Origin of the sequence: Pseudoalteromonas sp. H105, from assembly GCF_001469215.1 — a bacterium.
GTDB lineage: Bacteria > Pseudomonadota > Gammaproteobacteria > Enterobacterales > Alteromonadaceae > Pseudoalteromonas.
Map to the genome: position 1 here is coordinate 264689 of NZ_LOFH01000003.1, position 18865 is coordinate 283553.

Sequence of the window (18865 nt, forward strand, 5' to 3'; positions counted from 1 at the left end):
ATGTTTGGGTAAAAACGCAAAGCTTGCTAAAATTCGCCCACACAGTTGGGAGTGAGTATGCCACAAATAGAAAAAAGTGCGCTAGTTATGTATAGCAGCAAAGAGATGTTTAATTTAGTTAATGATGTAGATGCATACCCTGAATTTTTACCGCATTGTTCTGACGCAAAAATAATAACTCAGCAATCGAATATGATGACGGCGAGTTTAGAAATTTCCAAAGCGGGTATTAAAAAATGGTTTACAACAGAAAATACATTTGTTGATGAACACACAGTAACACTTCGTTTGGTGGATGGACCTTTCAAGGCATTAAAAGGCCAGTGGCATTTTAGAACGCTTGATGACCGTGCGTGTAAAGTTGAACTACGTCTTGAATTTGAGTTCGCGAGTAAGCTTATTGAGCTTGCATTTGGCAAAATATTTAATGATGTTGCAAAGAATATGGTGAATGCTTTTACTCAAAGAGCAAAAACGGTGTATGGTCCCCGATTATGATTAGCGTTGAAGTTGTTTTTGCATTGCCTACTACGGCAACGTGTTTAGTGGTAGAAGTACCTCAAGGGGCAACTGCTGAAGAGGCGGTTATTAAATCTGGCATACTGGAAAAATGCCCAGAGATAGAGGCGACTTCTTTAACTTTGGGTATATGGAATAGAACCTGTAAATTAACGCACGTGCTTGCCCAAGGCGATAGAATTGAAATTTATCGCCCGCTAATAGCGGATCCAAAAGATGTCAGGCGCAAACGTGCTGAAAAGGCTAAAGAAGAAGGCCGCGCGAATAAAATTACAGGTGGACGGGCGCTAGATAAGTCATAAATAATAAAGGTTAGCAATTGCTAACCTTTATTGCTAATTGTGTTTACTGCTCAAGTGGCGTGTTAAACTCTTCAGGCTGTTCGTAATCACCGCTCAATGAAACCAACTTTTCGTTTTCAAAGTTGATTGTAAGTGATTTACGTTGCTCATTTTTACGGCCTAGGTTGAAAGAGTATACGTAGTGCCATGTATTTTTATCGAAAGCATCTTCTGCAATCGGTTTGCCCAAAACATAAAGAACTTGCTCTCGGGTCATACTAATACGCAGCTTATCCACATCAGATTGCTCTAAAAAGTTACCCTGTGGGATATTTATACGATAAACCCAGCTAGAACATCCAGCAAGACTACTAAGCGTGACTGCAACTATAAACCAAAGAGAAAAAGTTTTTAACGACTGCATTGTTTGTTTGGATCCTTATTTTTTATAAACTGCATGATACCGATTAGTCACTTAAGGTAAAACCTTTTTGCACAATTGTTTGGCACTTAATTTACACTATCGATGTTTGGAGTGATGATTTGACCATAAAGCGCGATAAAAGTTTAGCCTCAGATAAAAATACATCCAAAGAGTCAGAGGTAATTTGGTCTTTGTATGTAGTCCAAACTCGATTTGGGCACTGGTATACAGGAATTTCAACTGATGTTGCTAAGCGTTTTGCTACGCATCAAGCTGGAAATGGGGCTAAAAATTTGAAAGGAAAAGGGCCATTAACGCTTGTATATCAAACAACGGTTGGTAATCGCAGCGAGGCGACAAAATTAGAATACAAGGTAAAAAAATTAACAAAACCTCAAAAACGCGAATTCATCAAGACAGGGCAGCTTCCTTTAAAAATTAGTCACGTCTAAATGGCGAATAAACTGTTCGATGTAGAGAACGGTTTCTAAATACAAGGGTTGGTCAATACTGGAAAATATATCCGATAGTTTATGGTGATGTTTATCATCACCCATGCCAAAATAAATATACCCTATGCCCGCTTGCGCGAAAGAGTAATGATCACTGGCTTTACGCCAGTCAATACGGTCACTTTTTATTAGTCGATTCATGTGGTATGAAGAGCTTGTCACTTTAACATTAATAGTATGAGTACTCACTTGGCTTGTTAGGTTTTTCACGCCTTGCTTTTGTTTGTTAGACGTAAATGCATAAAGTGTTGGGGTTCGCTTTTTGACACCCAACATATCAAGGTTAATATTTAATAAAGGTAATGAGGCATCCAGTGTAGAGACATAATATTGACTCCCATGTAAGCCATTTTCTTCAGCATCCATCGCAACAAAAACAATATTAAAATCAGGTGTATTTATTTTCAAATGCTGCGCTAGAAAAAGCAGCGCACTCACGCCTGTTGCATTGTCATTTGCACCTGGGAAAAACTTCCCCCCTTTTTTGCCTAGATGATCGTAATGCGCAGTAATAATAAGCTGTGGTGCTCGCGCGTTATGTGTCGTTAATTTTGCAATCACATTTGTTCCCACGGAGCGTGAAAAAAATCCACTGCGATACTCAAAAGGTTGTAATTGGCTCTGATAACCCAGTGATTCGAAGCGTTTACTTATATATTTAGCAGTTTCAGTAGCGCCTGAGGTATTTGTTTTCCTTCCTTGAAGTGGCTTTGAGCTCAAATACAATAAGTCATCAAACAATTGTTGTTCAGTTGTTAGAGTAAATGCGGGGGCACAGTAACACAGAGTATAAATTACACACAGTACTCTAAAAGTCATTAGTTTTTGCCGTCATGTTACTTAATGCCTTTAGCTTGGATTGATAACGTTTTTTATCGTGCTCAAAGTCAGCATGTTTATTTGCTAAGCGAAGCTGTTTGTAAGCATGCTTAAAATCGCCTAGTTGATAGTAGGTTCGTGCTAAACCAAAATAACTATCATGGAGTTTTTTATCAAGCCGTTTCGCTTTATGGAAATGTTTTATTGCATCGCGGTAGGCTTTGTTTTTGTAAGCTGTGTTGCCAAGTGAAACGTGGTAGTAAGGGTTACTTTGACGTTTTTTATCCAATAAGGTTAAAATTTCAGTCGCTTGGTCATTTCGATCTGTCAGCTTATAAAGCAAAGCCAAGTTCCCAAGCGCAGTATGATTGTCTTTATTTGTTACTAATGCATAATTATAGGCGCGTTCTGCGTTTTTAAACTGATCTGTAATCCTAAATAACACGGCTAAATTACCCCATGCGCCAGAGTACTGATTGTCGATGTCAGTTGCAGCATCAAAATAGCTATATGCCAGATCGTAACGTTTATTCAGCATGGCAATAACACCTTTATTATTATAAAACATGGCTGTAATACGGGACTTTGTTATTTGGCTTGTTTGAAATTTTTCACCTCGCGAGTTTGGATCAAAATCGATCACTATTGAATCTAAGCTATTGTAAACATGTTTTATATTACTGCCTGTATTTTTAGGTTGAGAGATACGTAAGTTTATATGACCAGTTAACAGGTTATACCCTTTATTAAGCGCCCAATATTCTGGAATATGCACCTGCTGAAATTGAGTGTGCATTCCTAAATACTCAGCCATGCTATAGGCTAATATAGATAACGAAAGGCAGTTTGCGTTGAGATCGCGATATGCTTGGCTTGCAATTAATGTAGCACCTGATTGGTAAGACAGCGATGCATCACCATTGTCGAGTAAAAATCGTAGTAGTTTGCGTGTTGACTGTAAATTCCGTTTAGTGGGTGGAAAAGCGTTGTCTAATTGCTGTTTAATATCATCATTGAGAACAAAAATTTCCGCGGGTGTTTCCACTGGTAAGGCTGTAAAACCATGATTTAATGTGAAATCAGGAGGTGGGGAGAAACTGTTTTGTGAAGTGCTATTACAACCACTCAAAAAAAAGAATAAGATAGTAATGAATAGGAGTTTATAAACGTTTGATGTTGTCATTTGACTGCCCCAACTAATCAACTTACATAAATTATAGCCTATATTTTAGCGGGGACATGTTTGATAAAAGTGAAAGTTAAAATGCGCTCTTAAATAAAGTATATTTACACTTTTCTATTAAAAGCGCTTTGGATTTAGTGTTTTTCAAACATAGCCACTAACTTATCCAGAGCTTGAGCACTACTTGCAAGGTCACTAATTGCTTGTTCTGTACTGATTTGCTCTTGCATCGCTCGATCGCTAATCTCGCTTATCGCTTCAATAGTTCGCCCAACGTCAGTAACCACAGTGCTTTGCTCTTCGGTTGCTGTTGCAATAAGTGTCGCCATGTCGTTTATTTCGTTTGCTGTATTGGTAATCGAACTCAATAATTGAACGGAGTTTTGCATTGCTAATACGCTCTCCTGCGCTTTATTTTTTGATTGCGTTATATTCGTCACCACTAATGATGAAGTACTCGTCAATTCTTCAATCATGCCTTGAATCTCAGTGGTTGATTGAGACGTTCTGCTTGCCAGCGCTCTGACTTCATCAGCTACAACGGCAAAGCCTCGACCGTGTTCACCCGCACGTGCAGACTCAATAGCAGCATTTAAAGCAAGTAAATTAGTTTGTTCCGAAATACCACGAATTGAATCAACGATAGTCGCGATAGCTGCAGTCTTTAATGACAGTTGTTCGACCTGAGTGGTAATCACATCAATATCACTTGCTAGTGCAGATATTGACTCCTGGCTGAGGCTAACTTGTTGATGGCTTTTGTCTGTATTTGCTTTACTGTCTTGTGTTAATTTTGCTGCTGTAGCGGCACTGCTTGCAATTTCTTGTACTGTTGCGCCCATTTGGTTAATAGCTGCAGCCACGGTAATTGTTTGTTCTTTTTGACTATCAATTGCCTGAGAGTTGCGCTGTGCTTGATCAAATACATGTTGTGAGCTTTGACGTATTTCATGACTTTCACTGGCAACTTTTGCAATAGCAGTTTCAATTTTTGTGATAAATAAGTTAAACCCATCACTCAATTCAGCCAGTTCAGGCTGCGCGGATTCAGGAAGGCGGTAGGCTAAGTTAGCATCGCCAGAACCTAATCGAGTAAATAATTCAGCCATTTTTGATAGTGGTGATGATAATGAACGAGCTAATAAGAAGCTCACAACGGATGCAATCAGCCCAATTAAAAGAGCAAAGCTAATAATTTGCCATTGTAGATCTTTTATTCCTGAGAAAACTTCATCTTTAGCAACTTGTGCAACGACGTATAAATCCGTGCCTTTTATGAGGCTTGCAGCTAGAAAGTAAGGTTTATTTTCAATTGTGATTTCTAATAAATTAAAATCATTACTTCGCAATAGTTGATTTGCAATTCCGTTCCCGTAAAGTGAATCAAGCTGTGCTTTGGCGACTTTATTTGCGTCTCTATGAAGCTTGATTGATCCTGTTTTATCGGCAATAAATACAAAGCCAGTTTGCTCAATTCTAAATTTATTTAATAAAGCCTGCATGGCAGAGATACTTTTTGCAAGACCTGCTAGGCCAACACCATTTGGCTGCTGGTGGTTTACAAACATTTTTACGTCATTTTCACTTTCTTGGAAAATACTGATGGAAAAGGGTTGTTTACTTTCTTTAAAACTATAAAACCAGCTATCTTGTTGTGTATTCAGCACTCTTAAAAAACCATCTTGGTTCCAATATTGAGCACTCATCCTGTTAGCCCAAGATGCTGTGGCAAGATTGTATTGACGTTTCACGCGATTAAGTTCATTGATTAAAATGGTGTCGTCAGTGCTGTTTTTACTTGCCCAGTTTAAAATAAATTCATTGCTTGATAGTTGCTGTGCAGCACTTTTGAGCTGGTTTATTTCTAAGCTAATGTAGTTGTTAATCGCTTGTATTTTACTGGGAAGTTCAGAGTCAATCATACGCTGTTCTATGATACTTTTGGCACTGAATAAAGACGTAATTCCTATAAGTGCAGATACCAGTAAGGCAATACAGATACCTAAAAGTGTTATTTTTTGCGTAATTGGAGTGCGTTGTAAGAGCATAATTTGTTTACTAATTTACTACCTTGGCGTTTAGTTTAGCACAATAATAATACACTGCGATATGTTGTGTGTAAGAATTGGGGAAATTGATTTTGTGTTTTTGGTAGCTAAATACAGGCAGGTTTTATATGAAAAAGCCCACAGCGTAAGCGTGTGGGCTTGGTTTCTAACAAGCGAAACTTCTATTATTGTCCAGGGTTAAACAATCTTTTTCATTGCTGACATATAGCCACGCAGTTTAGCACCTACAATTTCTACAGGGTGTTCACGAAGTGCTTTATTAATTTCGATTAGTGTTTGATTATCAACATGGTTACTTTGCTCAGCTAAGCCTTTACCAATTACATCCGTAGAGATGTCTTTCATAAAATCAGCTAAAAGAGGTAAACATGCGTGGTTATACAAGTAGCAACCGTATTCTGCTGTATCAGAAATGGTTCTGTTCATTTCAAATAATTTCTTACGGGCAATCGTATTCGCAATAAGTGGTGTTTCATGAAGAGATTCGTAATAGGCTGACTCTTCAATGATACCCGCCGCTGTCATTGTTTCAAAAGCAAGTTCTACACCGGCTTTAACCATCGCAACCATTAAGATACCGTTATCAAAAAACGCTTGTTCTGAAATTTCAGTATCCCCAGCAGGCGTTTTTTCAAAATTAGTTTCAGCCGTTTCTGCGCGCCATTTTAATAGGTTCGCATCATCATTAGCCCAATCTTCCATCATTACTCGAGAAAAAGTACCATCGATAATGTCATCTTGGTGTTTGTTATATAATGGACGCATTATCACTTTAAGTTGTTCACTTAATTCATACGCTTTCACTTTAGCTGGATTCGATAAACGATCCAGCATATTCGTTACACCACCGTATTTAAGTGCTTCTGTGATCACTTCCCAGCCGTATTGGATTAAGCGCGATGCATAGCCAGGCTCGATATCGTTTTCTATCATTTTATCAAAACATAAGATAGAGCCTGTTTGCAGCATGCCACATAGAATAGTTTGCTCACCCATAAGGTCTGATTTAACTTCAGCAATAAATGACGATTTTAGTACCCCCGCGCGATGACCACCGGTTCCTGCTGCATAAGCTTTTGCTTGAGCTAAACCATGCCCTTGTGGATCGTTCTCAGGGTGCACTGCTATCAGAGTTGGTACACCAAAGCCGCGTTTATATTCTTCACGTACTTCAGAGCCAGGGCACTTAGGCGCCACCATGATTACAGTAATGTCGTCACGAACCTGCATGCCTTCTTCTACAATGTTAAAACCATGGGAATACGCAAGTGTTGACCCCTGCTTCATCATTGGCATAATGGCGTTAACAACCGCTGTATGTTGCTTATCAGGGGTTAGGTTCAAAACAACGTCCGCCGTTGGGATTAGCTCTTCATATGTGCCAACAGTAAACCCATTTTCGGTTGCATTTAGATATGATTGGCGACGTTCACTGATAGCCGAATCACGCAATGTGTAGGCTACATTTAAGCCAGAATCGCGTAAGTTTAGACCTTGATTTAAACCTTGAGCGCCGCAACCAACAATAACGAGTTTTTTACCCTTTAGTACTTCAACGCCATCGGCAAATTCAGCAGGGTTCATGAATTCACATTGTGCTAATTGAGCTAACTGCTCACGCAAAGGAAGTGTATTAAAATAATTCGCCATTGTTAGTGTCCTATTCATTTATATTCTGTTAGATGCAAGCGTAAATGCGTTGCTTAGTTCTACCCTAAGGTAATTTTATACTTGCGTAAAATGATATATTTGAATTAAAGTATTTCATTAAATGAAATGAAGGTGCTAGGTTTGGATCATAAACGGTTAGATTACTTTTTGGTGTTAGCAAAAACGTTGCACTTTGCGCGTGCGAGCGAGTTATGTCATATCAGTGCGCCAACATTGAGTAGAAATATTAAGCAATTAGAAGATGAGGTTGGTGTGGCCTTATTTAGCCGAGATAACCGCAGTGTTAAATTAACGCGTGAGGGGGAGTCATTTATAGATTTTGCGAACGCAACACTTGCGAATTGGCACCGTTTTCGTGCAAATGTTCAAGACCCTGGGCAAACCATATACGGCAAGGTGAGTGTTTTTTGCTCAGTGACAGCCTCTTACAGTTTCTTACACCAAATGCTTGAGCAATTAAGATTGGAACACCAACATATTAAGCTCAAGTTAAACACGGGTGACCCTGCATTAGCGATTAATCGGGTACTTGATTTACATGAAGATATGGCGATTGCGGCTAAGCCTGATAAGTTGCCCCCTCAAATTGCTTTTGCGAGTATCGGTTATTCATCTTTAGTGTTTATTGCGCCTCGAAATCCCTCGTTAATTACAGAAAAGCTAGCGAATAAAAAAGAATTTATCGATTGGTCTGAGTTGGAATTTATTGTGCCTGAGCAAGGGTTCACCCGACAAAGGCTAGAGCAGTGGTGGCGTAAATATAACATTAACGCAAAAATTTATGCGCAGGTTGCTGGTCACGAGGCCATGGTATCTATGGTTAGCTTAGGGTTAGGTATTGCAATGGTGCCTAAGATTGTACTTGATAATAGTCCTCTTAAGGACCGCGTTCATATCATAAGCGACCAACATGATGCGCCCGCAGGTTTTGAAATTGGCCTTGCAGTGCTTAAAAAAAACCTTTCAGATCCTGCCTTAAATGCACTATGGGAAATCGCGCAAGCACTGAAAGAGGTCAATAGTATTGCTAATTGATATAAAGTTGGGAATGAATGTATCAAAAGTGTGAATGATTGTAATCAACTAGGGATATGTTTTTAATAGCTTGCTATTATACGTGCATTAACAGCATAAAAACGTATAAAAATAACGATGAAGTTGACAATATACATCCTGATTGCGGCAAGCATGTTGTTTGGTTCTGTAAGTGTCTCATCCGCAAAGTCGTCAGAACATGAGCCAAAACAAGATATTACTATTGATCAATGGCATTTAAGTTTAAATACAGGGTTAGGTATTATGACAAACCCTTTGAAAGGAGGGTCAGATTTACCTTTAGTTTTAATACCCGAAGTAGCTTATTATGCTGAACATCTGTTTTTTGATAATGGACGATTAGGTTACAGCCTTGAACCTGACTCTCCCCACGTGGTTAACCTTGTATCTGAGTTTAATCCTGAGACTCGCTTTTTCGTCAACTGGCATCCAACTAATATATTTGCTTTATCCTCATCTAACTCATTTATTGCTTCTTCTCCCGTTGAATTAAAAGAGCAACAGCCAAAATTAGACATTAATGAACTTAATAAACGCAGATGGGCACTTGATGCAGGTCTTAGTTATCATTACATCTATGAGAAACATGTTTTTTCTGCTCAAGCATTAGCTGATATTTCAGGGGTTTATCAGGGATGGAGAAGTGCGCTGCAGTGGCAGATGACTCATAAAATTGGCAAGATCCATGTTAAACCAAGCCTTGGAGTTTGGTACAAGTCAGCGCAACTGAATAATTATTTTTATGGTGTAAGTGAAAAAGAAAACCCAAATGAAGCAATTGCAGTTGGTAGTAGTTTACAGCCTTATGCTAAAATAGATGCCCGCTGGCCTCTTAGCGAGGTAAACTCAGTGCGTTTTCATCTGGCTTATTACGATTACTCAGCCTTAGCGGATAGCCCGCTGTTCGAAAAAACGTATTCAATGACTGCTTTTTTAGGATTTGATCATATTTTTTAATATGAAGTACCTACAATTTACGCTTTGCGTCTTTGCCTTGACCATTTTTTCATTCAAGGCTGTGGCCAAAAAAGATATGCTCAGTATTTCACCTAAAGTCTGTGTGGTTTCCGAACAACAAGATTTTTGTGATCTTGATGTAAAATTCACCGTGTCGTTACCTAAAAAAATGGATGTCTGTTTGTATGAACATAAGCAGCAATTAAAGTGTTGGCTGCAAGTTCAAGTTGCAAGCTTTGACTATAAAGCGCATGTTCATGTTAAAACCTTATACTCGCTGAACAATCCTCACACGGATGAACTGTTAGCAACGGCAAGTATTGAAGTGCAGAGTACGCATGCCAAGGTGTCTCGACGTAGGCTTCGTTCTCCGTGGAGCTTTTTTTAATTCTGGAGCTGCCAATGGCAAAAATTTTACTTGTTGAAGATGATTTAGGGTTACAGCAATTAACGCAAGATTACCTTCAAAGCAATGGGCTTGATGTGTCCGTACTTGAGCGTGGCGATGAGGTATTTGAATATCTAGAGAAGAATCATGTCGATTTAATGATTCTAGATGTCATGTTACCTGGTAAAGATGGTTTTAGTGTTTGCCGCCAAGTAAGAGACAAATTTAGTTTGCCTATTTTAATGTTGACTGCGAAAGGTGAAGATTTTGATCAAGTTATTGGACTCGAATTAGGCGCAGATGATTATGTTATTAAACCCGCTGAGCCACGAGTGCTTTTGGCGCGCATTAACGCTTTGCTAAGACGCGGACAAGCAACTATAAAACCACCAGAAGAACTTCAGTTTGGCGATTTAAGCATCGATAAAACAAGCCGTATCGTTCGACTAAAGAGCAATGAAATAACCTTAACATCACATGAGTTTGAGTTACTTTGGTTACTTGCTTCAAACGCTGGAGAAGTGTTAAGTCGAGAACACGTGCATCAACACATGATTGGTCGCCAATATGATGGCTTAGATCGGACTGTGGATGTAAGGGTATCGCGCATTCGTAAAAAATTAGGTGATAATAGTGATAAACCATACCGAATAAAAACGGTATGGGGGCAAGGTTACTTGTTTGTTTCTGATGCGTGGGGAATGTAGTCGGTAATGGGGAAGCTTTTTGCAAGTTTATATTTGTATATTATAGTTTCCCTTTTTTTGGTCAGCGGAGTCATAGAGCAGCTTTGGCCCTACGAAGAAAGTCAGCAACACCTTTCCCTTGATAATGAGTTTGGCCGCTCTCTTTGGCTATTAGCGCAAACACCAGAAGGTATTGAAAAGATATCCCATCATTTTGGCGCAAACCTCTTAATAGCCAAAGATGTTGCTTTGCCCATTGCGCTGCAGAATGAATTGTCAGAAAACCAATACCTATACCTTTTTGATCAGCAGCAGCGTCTAGTATGGTATGTTGCTACTGATAGTGAGCAGTTACTTCAAGTTGGTCCTGTTGATGTGTCATCGCCTGTTTTTCCTTCTGTATGGCCTTATTTATTGTTATTAAGTGTGGTCGGTATTCCTATTGGCTTATGGAGCTTTTTATTGTGGCGCGATTTTTCTAAATTAAGGCTAGCATGCGAAGCTGTGGATGGGTCACAAGATTTTCAATTATCAGAATCGTCTAAGTCTTTCTTTTTACCAATCACTGATACGTTGAGTGCGATGCAACTTAGAATTCAGTATCTATTGACTGCACAGCAAGAGTTAACATCATCAGTATCACATGAATTTAGAACACCGCTAGCACGTTTAAAGTTTGCGTTAGCTATGCTTGAAGATAAAGTCGCCGATGAAAAAGCATTTGATTATATCGATACAATGCAAGCTGATATCACTGAACTGGAATTACTCGTCAAAGAAATGCTAGATTATGCGCGCCTTGATAGCCAACAACCCAATATAATGGTTCAGCAGTGTGATTTAGTTGATTTAATTAATAACGTAATCAAGAAGCTGGATTATGCAACCAATATAACGCTCACGACAAACTTACCAATCGATTATACCTATACTTGCGATGCTCACTTCATTGCGCGTAGCATTCAAAACTTGATTGGAAATGCAATTAAGTATGCAAAAAGTCAGGTACATGTAAGTCTGTCAGAAGAATCAAATACGATAATCATTCATGTAGAAGATGACGGTCCTGGTATTGCGCTTACGCAAAGAGATGCTGTATTTAAACCGTTTACGCGACTAGACAAGAGCCGAGATAAAAAAACAGGTGGCTTTGGTTTAGGTTTAGCGATTGTTGCAAAAATAATTTCTTGGCACCAAGGGAGCTGTGAAGTATCTGACTCGGGCCTAGGTGGTGCGAAGATAACGATTTATTTACCAAGGTCATAAGTAAGAATCGAAGACATAAAAAAAGCGCCGAGTGGCGCTTTTTACGGTTAAAACCAAAATCAACAAGTAGCAATGTAATAGACTGTCTCTTTAGAAGTAAGTTCAAACTTTGATTGTTATTTTTTACTATTCAAAAGAGGCATTAGCATTTCTTCCAGTCCATTAAGTTTTACTTCATAGATCATCGCAAGTTGGTTACCCAGGAGCCCTTGAGGGAAGCCTTTTTGTTTGAACCATACAAGGTATGGCTCAGGTAATAATAACAGGGGGCGGCCACTATACTTGCCAAAGGGCATTTTAGTATTAATTGCTACTTTGAGTAATTGAGAATCCATTTCGAGGCTCAATAAAAAATGTTAGATAATGACTTAAGTGTACTACAAAGAGAGGAAGAATAGGCTGTGACGGGCAAGAAACAGCCTATATAGTACGAGGGAGTAGGCCTCGTAGTTTACTTAATGAATTTGGTACAGAGACTTTTTTGAGAAACCAAGCTGCTTTAATTGGATGATAATAGCAGGATCATCAATGCGAGGCGGTGTTTCGCTATCACGTAAAAAATGGTCGCTAGGAACTTGGTAAACATCAAGCATCTTATGAAATAAAACATCACGCATTGTCATCGCAGTCATACCTTCATTTTGGATATCGTCTAGGCGATTCTGAAGCTCAACTAATTTTGGGCTTTGTAAATCATCAGCCACAGCTTGATGCTGTATAGTAAACTTATCTTTCATCTAAAACCTTTAAAAATCACAAATAAACAGAAGCAATTGAATGCGTATCTAAAACATATATAAGCGTAAATTATGTGTTAAAAATAGATACTTACGAAATATCCGATGGATGGAGTTTACTCTGTTTTAATGAGGAAATGCTAATTTCGATGTAAAGCTTTGTAAATGTGGTTGACGGTTTTTTTGTGCAGGAAAAATGAGGAATTAGATGTTAATTGACTAAGTTAATGAAATAACGATGAAAATGATTATCAGTACCTTTTATGGCACTGATAATCGTCGTCTCAAAAATAATTCACATTAAGAAAAAAGTTTTTGTTTTACGTGTTCGGCAAAACCACTACCTGCTTCTAAATAGAAGTTATATGTTGAATCAACCCCCATATCTTCTAGCTCTTTCTGCTGATCAGGGTAGTTAGCAATCGCTGTTACTTGTCCTTGGTAACCCGATGCTTTTAATTGTTCTAACGCAAAAATATTTTGCATATGCTTCGGCATGGCAAGCATGATCATTTCGACGCTTGAATGATTTACTCTTTGCCAAAAATCAGGATCAGTCGCATCAGCTAGCAATGCTTTACGTCCCCTTTTAATATGCTTATCAACAACTTCAGGTTTTATGTCTACACCAGCAACCACACCAGGGTGAGTAATGTTTATCGTTTCGTATGCACCAGTCCCGATTCGGCCCATACCAAAAATAACGATTTTAGTATCATTCAGGTTTACTGGTAGCTCTTCAGCCAGGCGGGTCTGGCTTTCAAATTGCAATAACCAAGTTTCAATTTTTACATAAATCTCATTAGAGCGCTTGTTAAGTGGTGATGCGATAATAAAAGTAATAGACACTGCGATTGCCATGACCGCTAACCATTCTGCAGTGATTAAGCCACTAGTGGCGGCTACCATGCAGACGATTAAACCAAACTCACTATAATTTGTTAGGGTAAACGCACTGAGCAGTGAAGTGCGAGCCCGTAATTTGAACGCGTTTGTCAGTATATAATACAAAGTAACTTTTACCGGTAATACTAAAATAATTATCAAGGCGATAAACAGCGAGTTTACTGTTAATTCTGCCCCCAAACCGATTGTTAAAAAGAAGCCAACTAGCAAGATTTCTTTTAAGTTGAGTAGAGATTTAGCAAGCTCACCAGCCTTTTTGTGTGGGGCGAATATCATGCCAATTATCAATGCGCCTAAATCGCCTTTTAATCCTGCGAATTCAAACGCGTGATAACCAACAACAAGTGCAAAGAAAAAGCCAAATAGAGGTAAAAGCTCACCGTGCTTAGAACGGTTTAATATCCAAAACATAATCGGACGCATTAAAGGAAGCAAGGCAAATAAGGCGATAGCCCAGCCATTTGGTGACTTTCCAGTGCTAATTGCTAAGAAGATAACTGCGAATATGTCTTGCATGACCAGTATACCAATCGCAATTTTACCATGCAGGCTGGACATTTCTCCTCGTTCTTCGAGAACCTTTACGGCAAACACTGTGCTTGAAAAACTAAAAGCAAAACCTACTAATAAGGCACTTTGCCAGCTGAGCTCCTTAAATAAAGGAAGGGCTAAATAACCTAGTAGCAGCATGAAGCTAGCAAAAAGCAAGCTACTTAAAATGATGTGTATAGAAGCCGGAGCCCAAACCTGGGGCTTAATTAAATTAGCTACACGTAATTTTAGCCCAATACTAAAGAGTAGGAGAGTCACACCTAAATTTGCAATTGAGTTGAGTAGTTCAGTGGTCTTAAACCCTGAAAGGTTTAAGGCAAAACCTGCAATTAGAAAGCCGATCAATGGCGGAAGTTTAAGTTGGTAAACAACAAAACCGCAGACAAACGCTGCTGCAAAATATAATAGTTCCATAATACTTAATATGACTTTATTTGGTTTAACAGTGTAGCGAAATCTAGGTGTTTTTGAAATAAATAGTATGACTAATGGGCATACACTTGAACTATCTCTGATTTAGTATAAAAAACATGCGATAGTACATTGTTTATTGTAAAAAATTATTAAAACACTATTTTTTCACTGACATCAGCTTTTAAATATGGTTAAGATGCAGTAACAAAGGATTTTAAGTGTGGCTGTGTTAATACGGTTGTACTTAAGGAGAAATAGATGTTTAAAAAAATTCTTGCATCAGTTGGTATTGGTGCAGCAAAAGTCGATACTATTTTAGAGACAGAACACCTCCAACCAGGGCAAAAGTTTAATGCTCAAATTGTGATTACAGCTGGTGATGTAAGTCAAGAAATATCAGGACTGGATCTTGCTCTGATGACTCGTGTTAAAGTTGAGGGTGAAGAGGGCAGTTATTTTACCAATCATGTGATTGATAAATGGCGAATCACAGATATTGGCAGTATAGAACCCGGAGAAGAGAAACACATTCCTTTTGAAGCACGTTTACATTCAGAGACGCCGATCACCGAAATTAATGCAGGCTATAATCAGTCGTATGTTTGGCTTGAAACTGGTTTAGATATTGATCTAGCTTTGGATCCAAGTGATAAAGACCATTTACACATATACCCAAATGATGCTGTCAATACGTTTATGCAAGCAATGGATAAATTAGGCTTCAGTTTAGTTAAAGCCGATGTAGAGAAAGGCTACTTACGTGCAAAGACATTCAGTTCTTTATCGGGTTGCTATCAAGAACTTGAATATAGACCGAACAGCAGAAGCTTATTTGGTTTGCAAGAAGTTGAATTGTCGTTTGTACCAGAGGCACATAAGACACACGTATTGATTGAACTCGATAGAGCATTTCGTGGTGACGGTTACGTCGATTTAACTATCGAACATGATCATGTGAACCTATCCCAGCTGTGTGATCAGCTAGAGCGTTTATTTGCATGAGCCTAAATATATCTCGTTAACAGCCCAGCATTGTCTGGGCTTTTTTATTAGGATTTTTTATGAATTTACTAACCAAGTCATTTTCAGCTTTGACGACGCAAGAATTATTCCTAATAGCAAAAGGACGTGTTGATGTCTTTGTCGTTGAGCAGGCTTGCGCATATCCAGAACTGGATGAGATAGATTGTGAGCAAACTACCGAACATATGTATTGGCTTACAGATAATTTGCTTGGTGCTTATGCACGATGCTATGTGAAAAATAACACCTATAGCGCTATAGGGCGTGTACTAATAAACAAGGAGTATCGCGGAAATGGTTTGGCACAAGAATTAGTAGCCAGTGCTGTCGCTAAGTGTTTTGAGTTATGGCCCAATAGAGAAATATATATTGGTGCGCAAACATACCTACTGGATTTTTATCGTTCACTTGGTTTTGAGGAGGTTGCACAACCTTACTTAGAAGATGGCATTGAACATCAAGATATGATTTTAAAGCGCCCAATAAGTTAACGGGCGCTTATTTTAATGCTAATTCAGTTAACCGAAAATTGAATTGATAAATACTAACGCAATAGCCAATGGGCAAATAAATTTAATATACCATGGCCATATTTTCCAAAACACACTGTTGGCTACACCAGGGCACCCTTGTTTAATTTCTTCAAGCAAGGAATTTCTATACCAGATCCAACCTACAAATAAGCAGCACATGAGCCCTAACAGAGGTTGACCAAATTTAGTTGTTAGCGTGATGACGAAGCCAAACAACGTATCAAAATATATAACAATAGTAGAGCTTACTATCGTGATAATTGCCCCAATCAACCATGTTGCTTTGATTCTGTCGAGGGTAAAACGCTCTACAGCATACGATACCGGTGCTTCTAACATGGAAATAGACGATGTTAAAGCAGCGATGCTCATCAGTGCAAAAAACGCAAAACCAACAAATAACCCTATTGTGCCCATTCCATCAAAAAGAGCGGGTAAGACTTGAAATACTAAGGTATCTTCTGATAATAGTTCACCTTGTGAACTGAATATTTCAACCCCTTGAGCTTGCGCTACATACATAGCCGGTATGATCAATAGGCCTGCTACAAATGCGATAAACACATCAATTAATGTAACGTATGCACCCAGTGATACCAGGTTTTCTTTTTTACTAATGTAAGAGCCATAAATGATCATAACACTGGTACCCAGCGATAAAGAGAAAAACGCTTGGCCTAACGCGTTGACCAGCAGTTCTGGGTTTAAAATTGAACTAAAATCCGGAACTAAATAAGCCTTTAACCCTGTCATTGCACCGTCTTGCATCATGACGTAAATAATGAGAGCAAATAGGATTGATAGCAGTGCTGGCATTAGACGCTTTGACCATTTTTCAATACCGTTTTCAACACCTCGGCTGATAATAGCCACGGTCAAAATGATAAAGCCAGTCGTAAATATAAGATTTCTTGATAGTGATTGTTCACTAAGCCAACTAGTAATGGGTTGGTTTCCCGCTAATGTAGCAATCGGTTCTAAGGTTGCACTTATCATCCAACCTGCAACAATTGCGTAGAAACTTAAAATTAAACCAGCACAAATAATGCCACCAAAGCCCACTATAAAAGCAAATTGCTTTTGTGATTTCGTGTTTGAAATTGCACGCAATGATGTAACTGCATTTGCTTGACCATGCCGACCAATGGTAAGTTCAGCCATTAAAGCAGGGTAGGCCAGACAAAATGCAAGAATCAAATAAGCAACTAAAAATGCTGCTCCGCCATTACTGGCTGTTTGAGTGGGAAAGCCCCAAATATTACCTAACCCCACCGCTGAGCCTGCGGCGGCCATGATGAATCCAAAACGGGAGCTAAACTCCCCTCTAACTGCGCTCATAATTATTATTACTTCTCTATTTTTGTGATGGCGATGACAATCTACTGCATATGCAAAAAAATAAACAGCACTTATTCTTCCATATTAATACGAGGGGGGGCTCGTTGCTTAACTTTAATACTTTATTATGCAGGTTTTATTTAACTTAATGCACTTAAGCTTCTGAATTTAAATGTGAAGATAGATAATTTCCACATGTAAACTGTAACAAAATGGTTACATTTCTTCAATGTTGTGGATTTTCAATGTAAAACAAGCGCCATTAAGCCGTTTACTGCGGCTGACAGACACTGAACCATGGTGCCAGTCTGCTACTTTAGCAACAATAGCTAATCCTAATCCATAGCTTTGTGTTGCTCTGTTTCTGTGGCTTTGTTCTTGAAAGAAAGGGCTAAACACTTTATCCCAGTTTTGTTCATCAATGCCGGGGCCATCATCTTCCACTGTAATAACCACATAATGTGCCTGTTTAAAAGCACTGATAATGATATGTTTGGTTGCAAAGTCACATGCATTACTTAAGAGGTTTGACATTGCGCGAGCAAGCCAGTGTAGGTCTGCATGGACTCTAAAACCTTTACAGATTAATTCAACATCAAGGTCACATTTCGTTATTTTAGGTTCCAGTTGCGAAATGATCGTAGTTAAGTAATCGTTTAATTCAGTGTAAGCATAATTAAGTTGCGTGGCTTTTTGTTCTAATGTGGCAAATGCTAGGTAGCTTTTTAGCATCGATTCCATCTGATCTAAATCAGACTCCATGCGGGTTAAGTAATGCAACCTTTTTTGTTCATCATCACAGTCTAAAGTCGCATCTAAGCCAAAGCGTAAACAGGCAATCGGTGTACGAATATCATGTGATAAGCTTGATGCCATTAATTTATTTTCATCAAGTAGCTTTTCTATTTGACTGGCCATTCTGTTAAAAGTTAGCTCAACGTCTTTGATATAAGTAAAGTAAGAGACGGGAATACGTGCTTGTAAGTTACCGCTTGCAAACTGTTTTGCAGCTTCATTTACAACCCCAAGCCGTTTAGCTAGCGGAGCAATGATAAAACCCATAAACACACATAACCCAGCATAAAACAATAAGGTAAGTAACATATCGTTTTGTTGTATATGCTCTATTGTTTTTTCTAAACGTAGTTTTAAATGATAAGGTGCTAACTGATTGTTACTGTAAAGTAAGTAGAAACCTTGCTGGTCCTCAAGAATCAAACCACCAGTTTGGTTCATCTCTACAAGTAGCGAGTCAGGCAGTGCTAAAGTTTCAGTTGCTCGGTAGGTAAGAGGCAAGGCAAATTGCGCAGCTAATTTTTGCGTATATTGGCTGCGATCAGCGGGCTCAATTAATGACAATTGTTGGCTAAAGCCCATTAATATTTTGCTTTGTAGCGCAAATTCATCTTGGGGGGAGTGGGCTTGTTGACTAAAAGCATCGATTAGCCAACCAAGGGCAACGATTGACAAAAGGGCACTACCCAGTAGTGAAAGATAAAACTTTTTCATCTATTCGAACTGCTAAAATGAA

20 protein-coding genes are annotated in these 18865 nt (G+C 38.8%); 10 read left to right on the top strand and 10 right to left on the bottom strand.

The window, feature by feature from the left end; all coding sequences use genetic code 11:
• The first annotated feature begins 57 nt into the window (after nt 1-57).
• Both ATS75_RS07425 and ATS75_RS07430 read left to right on the top strand, forming a co-directional pair.
• On the top strand, nt 58-498 hold the full coding sequence (locus ATS75_RS07425; RefSeq protein WP_058559812.1) for a type II toxin-antitoxin system RatA family toxin: 441 nt from the start codon (nt 58-60) through the stop codon (nt 496-498).
• Entirely contained in the window at nt 495-821 is a 327-nt protein-coding gene (locus ATS75_RS07430) for an RnfH family protein (RefSeq protein WP_058559813.1), read from the top strand. Before ATS75_RS07425 ends, ATS75_RS07430 begins: the two co-directional genes overlap by 4 nt.
• Nucleotides 822-864: 43 nt before the next feature.
• Here ATS75_RS07430 and ATS75_RS07435 read toward each other — a convergent pair whose 3' ends face one another.
• Nucleotides 865-1224 (bottom strand): outer membrane protein assembly factor BamE, encoded by a 360-nt coding sequence (locus ATS75_RS07435; RefSeq protein WP_058559814.1) that lies wholly within the window; start codon nt 1222-1224, stop codon nt 865-867.
• A gap of 119 nt (nt 1225-1343) precedes the next feature.
• Here ATS75_RS07435 and ATS75_RS07440 point away from each other — a divergent pair, with 119 nt between their 5' ends.
• Nucleotides 1344-1676: a GIY-YIG nuclease family protein gene (locus ATS75_RS07440; RefSeq protein WP_058559815.1), complete on the top strand. Its 333-nt coding sequence runs from the start codon at nt 1344-1346 to the stop codon at nt 1674-1676.
• Here the strand turns inward: ATS75_RS07440 and ATS75_RS07445 are convergent.
• The 4 genes from ATS75_RS07445 to ilvC all read right to left on the bottom strand — a co-directional run bounded on the left by ATS75_RS07445 (nt 1656) and on the right by ilvC (nt 7457).
• Nucleotides 1656-2555 (bottom strand): M28 family peptidase, encoded by a 900-nt coding sequence (locus tag ATS75_RS07445; protein ID WP_082665432.1) that lies wholly within the window; start codon nt 2553-2555, stop codon nt 1656-1658. The two genes, ATS75_RS07440 and ATS75_RS07445, sit on opposite strands and share 21 nt — an antisense overlap.
• Complete coding sequence (locus tag ATS75_RS07450) at nt 2545-3738, bottom strand: tetratricopeptide repeat protein (protein ID WP_058559816.1); 1194 nt, start codon at nt 3736-3738, stop codon at nt 2545-2547. Before ATS75_RS07450 ends, ATS75_RS07445 begins: the two co-directional genes overlap by 11 nt.
• A gap of 134 nt (nt 3739-3872) precedes the next feature.
• Nucleotides 3873-5786, bottom strand: coding sequence for a methyl-accepting chemotaxis protein (locus ATS75_RS07455; RefSeq protein WP_058559817.1), 1914 nt, complete (start codon nt 5784-5786; stop codon nt 3873-3875).
• 198 nt (nt 5787-5984) lie between these two features.
• Complete coding sequence (gene ilvC / locus ATS75_RS07460) at nt 5985-7457, bottom strand: ketol-acid reductoisomerase (protein ID WP_058559818.1); 1473 nt, start codon at nt 7455-7457, stop codon at nt 5985-5987.
• 141 nt (nt 7458-7598) lie between these two features.
• Here ilvC and ilvY point away from each other — a divergent pair, with 141 nt between their 5' ends.
• The 5 genes from ilvY (at nt 7599) to ATS75_RS07485 (ending at nt 11831) form a co-directional block, all read left to right on the top strand.
• A complete protein-coding gene (ilvY, locus tag ATS75_RS07465) occupies nt 7599-8513 on the top strand; it encodes an HTH-type transcriptional activator IlvY (protein WP_058559819.1) in 915 nt (304 codons plus the stop codon).
• A gap of 117 nt (nt 8514-8630) precedes the next feature.
• The gene (locus ATS75_RS07470; protein WP_321164311.1) at nt 8631-9491 is read left to right on the top strand and encodes a MipA/OmpV family protein; all 861 of its coding nucleotides are present in this window, start codon (nt 8631-8633) and stop codon (nt 9489-9491) included.
• Nucleotide 9492: 1 nt separating this feature from the next.
• Nucleotides 9493-9879 carry a DUF3019 domain-containing protein gene (locus ATS75_RS07475; protein ID WP_058559821.1) on the top strand — a complete coding sequence of 129 codons (387 nt, stop codon included), beginning with the start codon at nt 9493-9495 and terminating at the stop codon, nt 9877-9879.
• Between the two features lie 14 nt (nt 9880-9893).
• Complete coding sequence (locus ATS75_RS07480; protein ID WP_058559938.1) at nt 9894-10586, top strand: response regulator; 693 nt, start codon at nt 9894-9896, stop codon at nt 10584-10586.
• A gap of 6 nt (nt 10587-10592) precedes the next feature.
• Nucleotides 10593-11831, top strand: a complete 1239-nt coding sequence (locus ATS75_RS07485; RefSeq protein WP_058559822.1) for an ATP-binding protein — start codon at nt 10593-10595, stop codon at nt 11829-11831.
• A 116-nt stretch (nt 11832-11947) separates the two neighbouring features.
• Here the strand turns inward: ATS75_RS07485 and ATS75_RS07490 are convergent, their stop codons facing one another.
• From ATS75_RS07490 to ATS75_RS07500, 3 genes are all read right to left on the bottom strand, one after another.
• Nucleotides 11948-12166: a DUF3820 family protein gene (locus ATS75_RS07490; RefSeq protein WP_058559823.1), complete on the bottom strand. Its 219-nt coding sequence runs from the start codon at nt 12164-12166 to the stop codon at nt 11948-11950.
• Nucleotides 12167-12286: 120 nt separating this feature from the next.
• A complete protein-coding gene (locus ATS75_RS07495) occupies nt 12287-12568 on the bottom strand; it encodes a hypothetical protein (RefSeq protein ID WP_058559824.1) in 282 nt (93 codons plus the stop codon).
• A gap of 300 nt (nt 12569-12868) precedes the next feature.
• Nucleotides 12869-14440 carry a cation:proton antiporter family protein gene (locus ATS75_RS07500; protein WP_058559825.1) on the bottom strand — a complete coding sequence of 524 codons (1572 nt, stop codon included), beginning with the start codon at nt 14438-14440 and terminating at the stop codon, nt 12869-12871.
• Nucleotides 14441-14698: 258 nt separating this feature from the next.
• On the opposite strand from ATS75_RS07500, the gene ATS75_RS07505 reads away from it, so the two are divergent.
• Both ATS75_RS07505 and ATS75_RS07510 read left to right on the top strand, forming a co-directional pair.
• A complete protein-coding gene (locus ATS75_RS07505; RefSeq protein ID WP_058559826.1) occupies nt 14699-15442 on the top strand; it encodes a sporulation protein in 744 nt (247 codons plus the stop codon).
• Nucleotides 15443-15501: 59 nt separating this feature from the next.
• On the top strand, nt 15502-15954 hold the full coding sequence (locus ATS75_RS07510) for a GNAT family N-acetyltransferase (RefSeq protein ID WP_058559827.1): 453 nt from the start codon (nt 15502-15504) through the stop codon (nt 15952-15954).
• Between the two features lie 27 nt (nt 15955-15981).
• Here the strand turns inward: ATS75_RS07510 and ATS75_RS07515 are convergent, their stop codons facing one another.
• The gene (locus ATS75_RS07515) at nt 15982-17334 is read right to left on the bottom strand and encodes a sodium-dependent transporter (protein ID WP_058559828.1); all 1353 of its coding nucleotides are present in this window, start codon (nt 17332-17334) and stop codon (nt 15982-15984) included.
• 216 nt (nt 17335-17550) lie between these two features.
• Nucleotides 17551-18843 carry a sensor histidine kinase gene (locus ATS75_RS07520; protein ID WP_058559829.1) on the bottom strand — a complete coding sequence of 431 codons (1293 nt, stop codon included), beginning with the start codon at nt 18841-18843 and terminating at the stop codon, nt 17551-17553.
• Nucleotides 18844-18865: the final 22 nt, after the last annotated feature.

What these genes read in the sequence shown, in the direction of transcription:
- ATS75_RS07425 (WP_058559812.1), top strand. Translation starts at nt 58, where the DNA reads ATGCCACAAATAGAAAAAAGTGCGCTAGTTATGTATAGCAGCAAAGAG.
- ATS75_RS07430 (WP_058559813.1), top strand. Translation starts at nt 495, where the DNA reads ATGATTAGCGTTGAAGTTGTTTTTGCATTGCCTACTACGGCAACGTGT.
- ATS75_RS07435 (WP_058559814.1), bottom strand. Translation starts at nt 1,224, where the DNA reads ATGCAGTCGTTAAAAACTTTTTCTCTTTGGTTTATAGTTGCAGTCACG.
- ATS75_RS07445 (WP_082665432.1), bottom strand. Translation starts at nt 2,555, where the DNA reads ATGACTTTTAGAGTACTGTGTGTAATTTATACTCTGTGTTACTGTGCC.
- ATS75_RS07450 (WP_058559816.1), bottom strand. Translation starts at nt 3,738, where the DNA reads ATGACAACATCAAACGTTTATAAACTCCTATTCATTACTATCTTATTC.
- ATS75_RS07455 (WP_058559817.1), bottom strand. Translation starts at nt 5,786, where the DNA reads ATGCTCTTACAACGCACTCCAATTACGCAAAAAATAACACTTTTAGGT.
- ilvC (WP_058559818.1), bottom strand. Translation starts at nt 7,457, where the DNA reads ATGGCGAATTATTTTAATACACTTCCTTTGCGTGAGCAGTTAGCTCAA.
- ATS75_RS07470 (WP_321164311.1), top strand. Translation starts at nt 8,631, where the DNA reads ATGAAGTTGACAATATACATCCTGATTGCGGCAAGCATGTTGTTTGGT.
- ATS75_RS07475 (WP_058559821.1), top strand. Translation starts at nt 9,493, where the DNA reads ATGAAGTACCTACAATTTACGCTTTGCGTCTTTGCCTTGACCATTTTT.
- ATS75_RS07480 (WP_058559938.1), top strand. Translation starts at nt 9,894, where the DNA reads ATGGCAAAAATTTTACTTGTTGAAGATGATTTAGGGTTACAGCAATTA.
- ATS75_RS07485 (WP_058559822.1), top strand. Translation starts at nt 10,593, where the DNA reads ATGGGGAAGCTTTTTGCAAGTTTATATTTGTATATTATAGTTTCCCTT.
- ATS75_RS07490 (WP_058559823.1), bottom strand. Translation starts at nt 12,166, where the DNA reads ATGGATTCTCAATTACTCAAAGTAGCAATTAATACTAAAATGCCCTTT.
- ATS75_RS07495 (WP_058559824.1), bottom strand. Translation starts at nt 12,568, where the DNA reads ATGAAAGATAAGTTTACTATACAGCATCAAGCTGTGGCTGATGATTTA.
- ATS75_RS07500 (WP_058559825.1), bottom strand. Translation starts at nt 14,440, where the DNA reads ATGGAACTATTATATTTTGCAGCAGCGTTTGTCTGCGGTTTTGTTGTT.
- ATS75_RS07505 (WP_058559826.1), top strand. Translation starts at nt 14,699, where the DNA reads ATGTTTAAAAAAATTCTTGCATCAGTTGGTATTGGTGCAGCAAAAGTC.
- ATS75_RS07510 (WP_058559827.1), top strand. Translation starts at nt 15,502, where the DNA reads ATGAATTTACTAACCAAGTCATTTTCAGCTTTGACGACGCAAGAATTA.
- ATS75_RS07515 (WP_058559828.1), bottom strand. Translation starts at nt 17,334, where the DNA reads ATGAGCGCAGTTAGAGGGGAGTTTAGCTCCCGTTTTGGATTCATCATG.
- ATS75_RS07520 (WP_058559829.1), bottom strand. Translation starts at nt 18,843, where the DNA reads ATGAAAAAGTTTTATCTTTCACTACTGGGTAGTGCCCTTTTGTCAATC.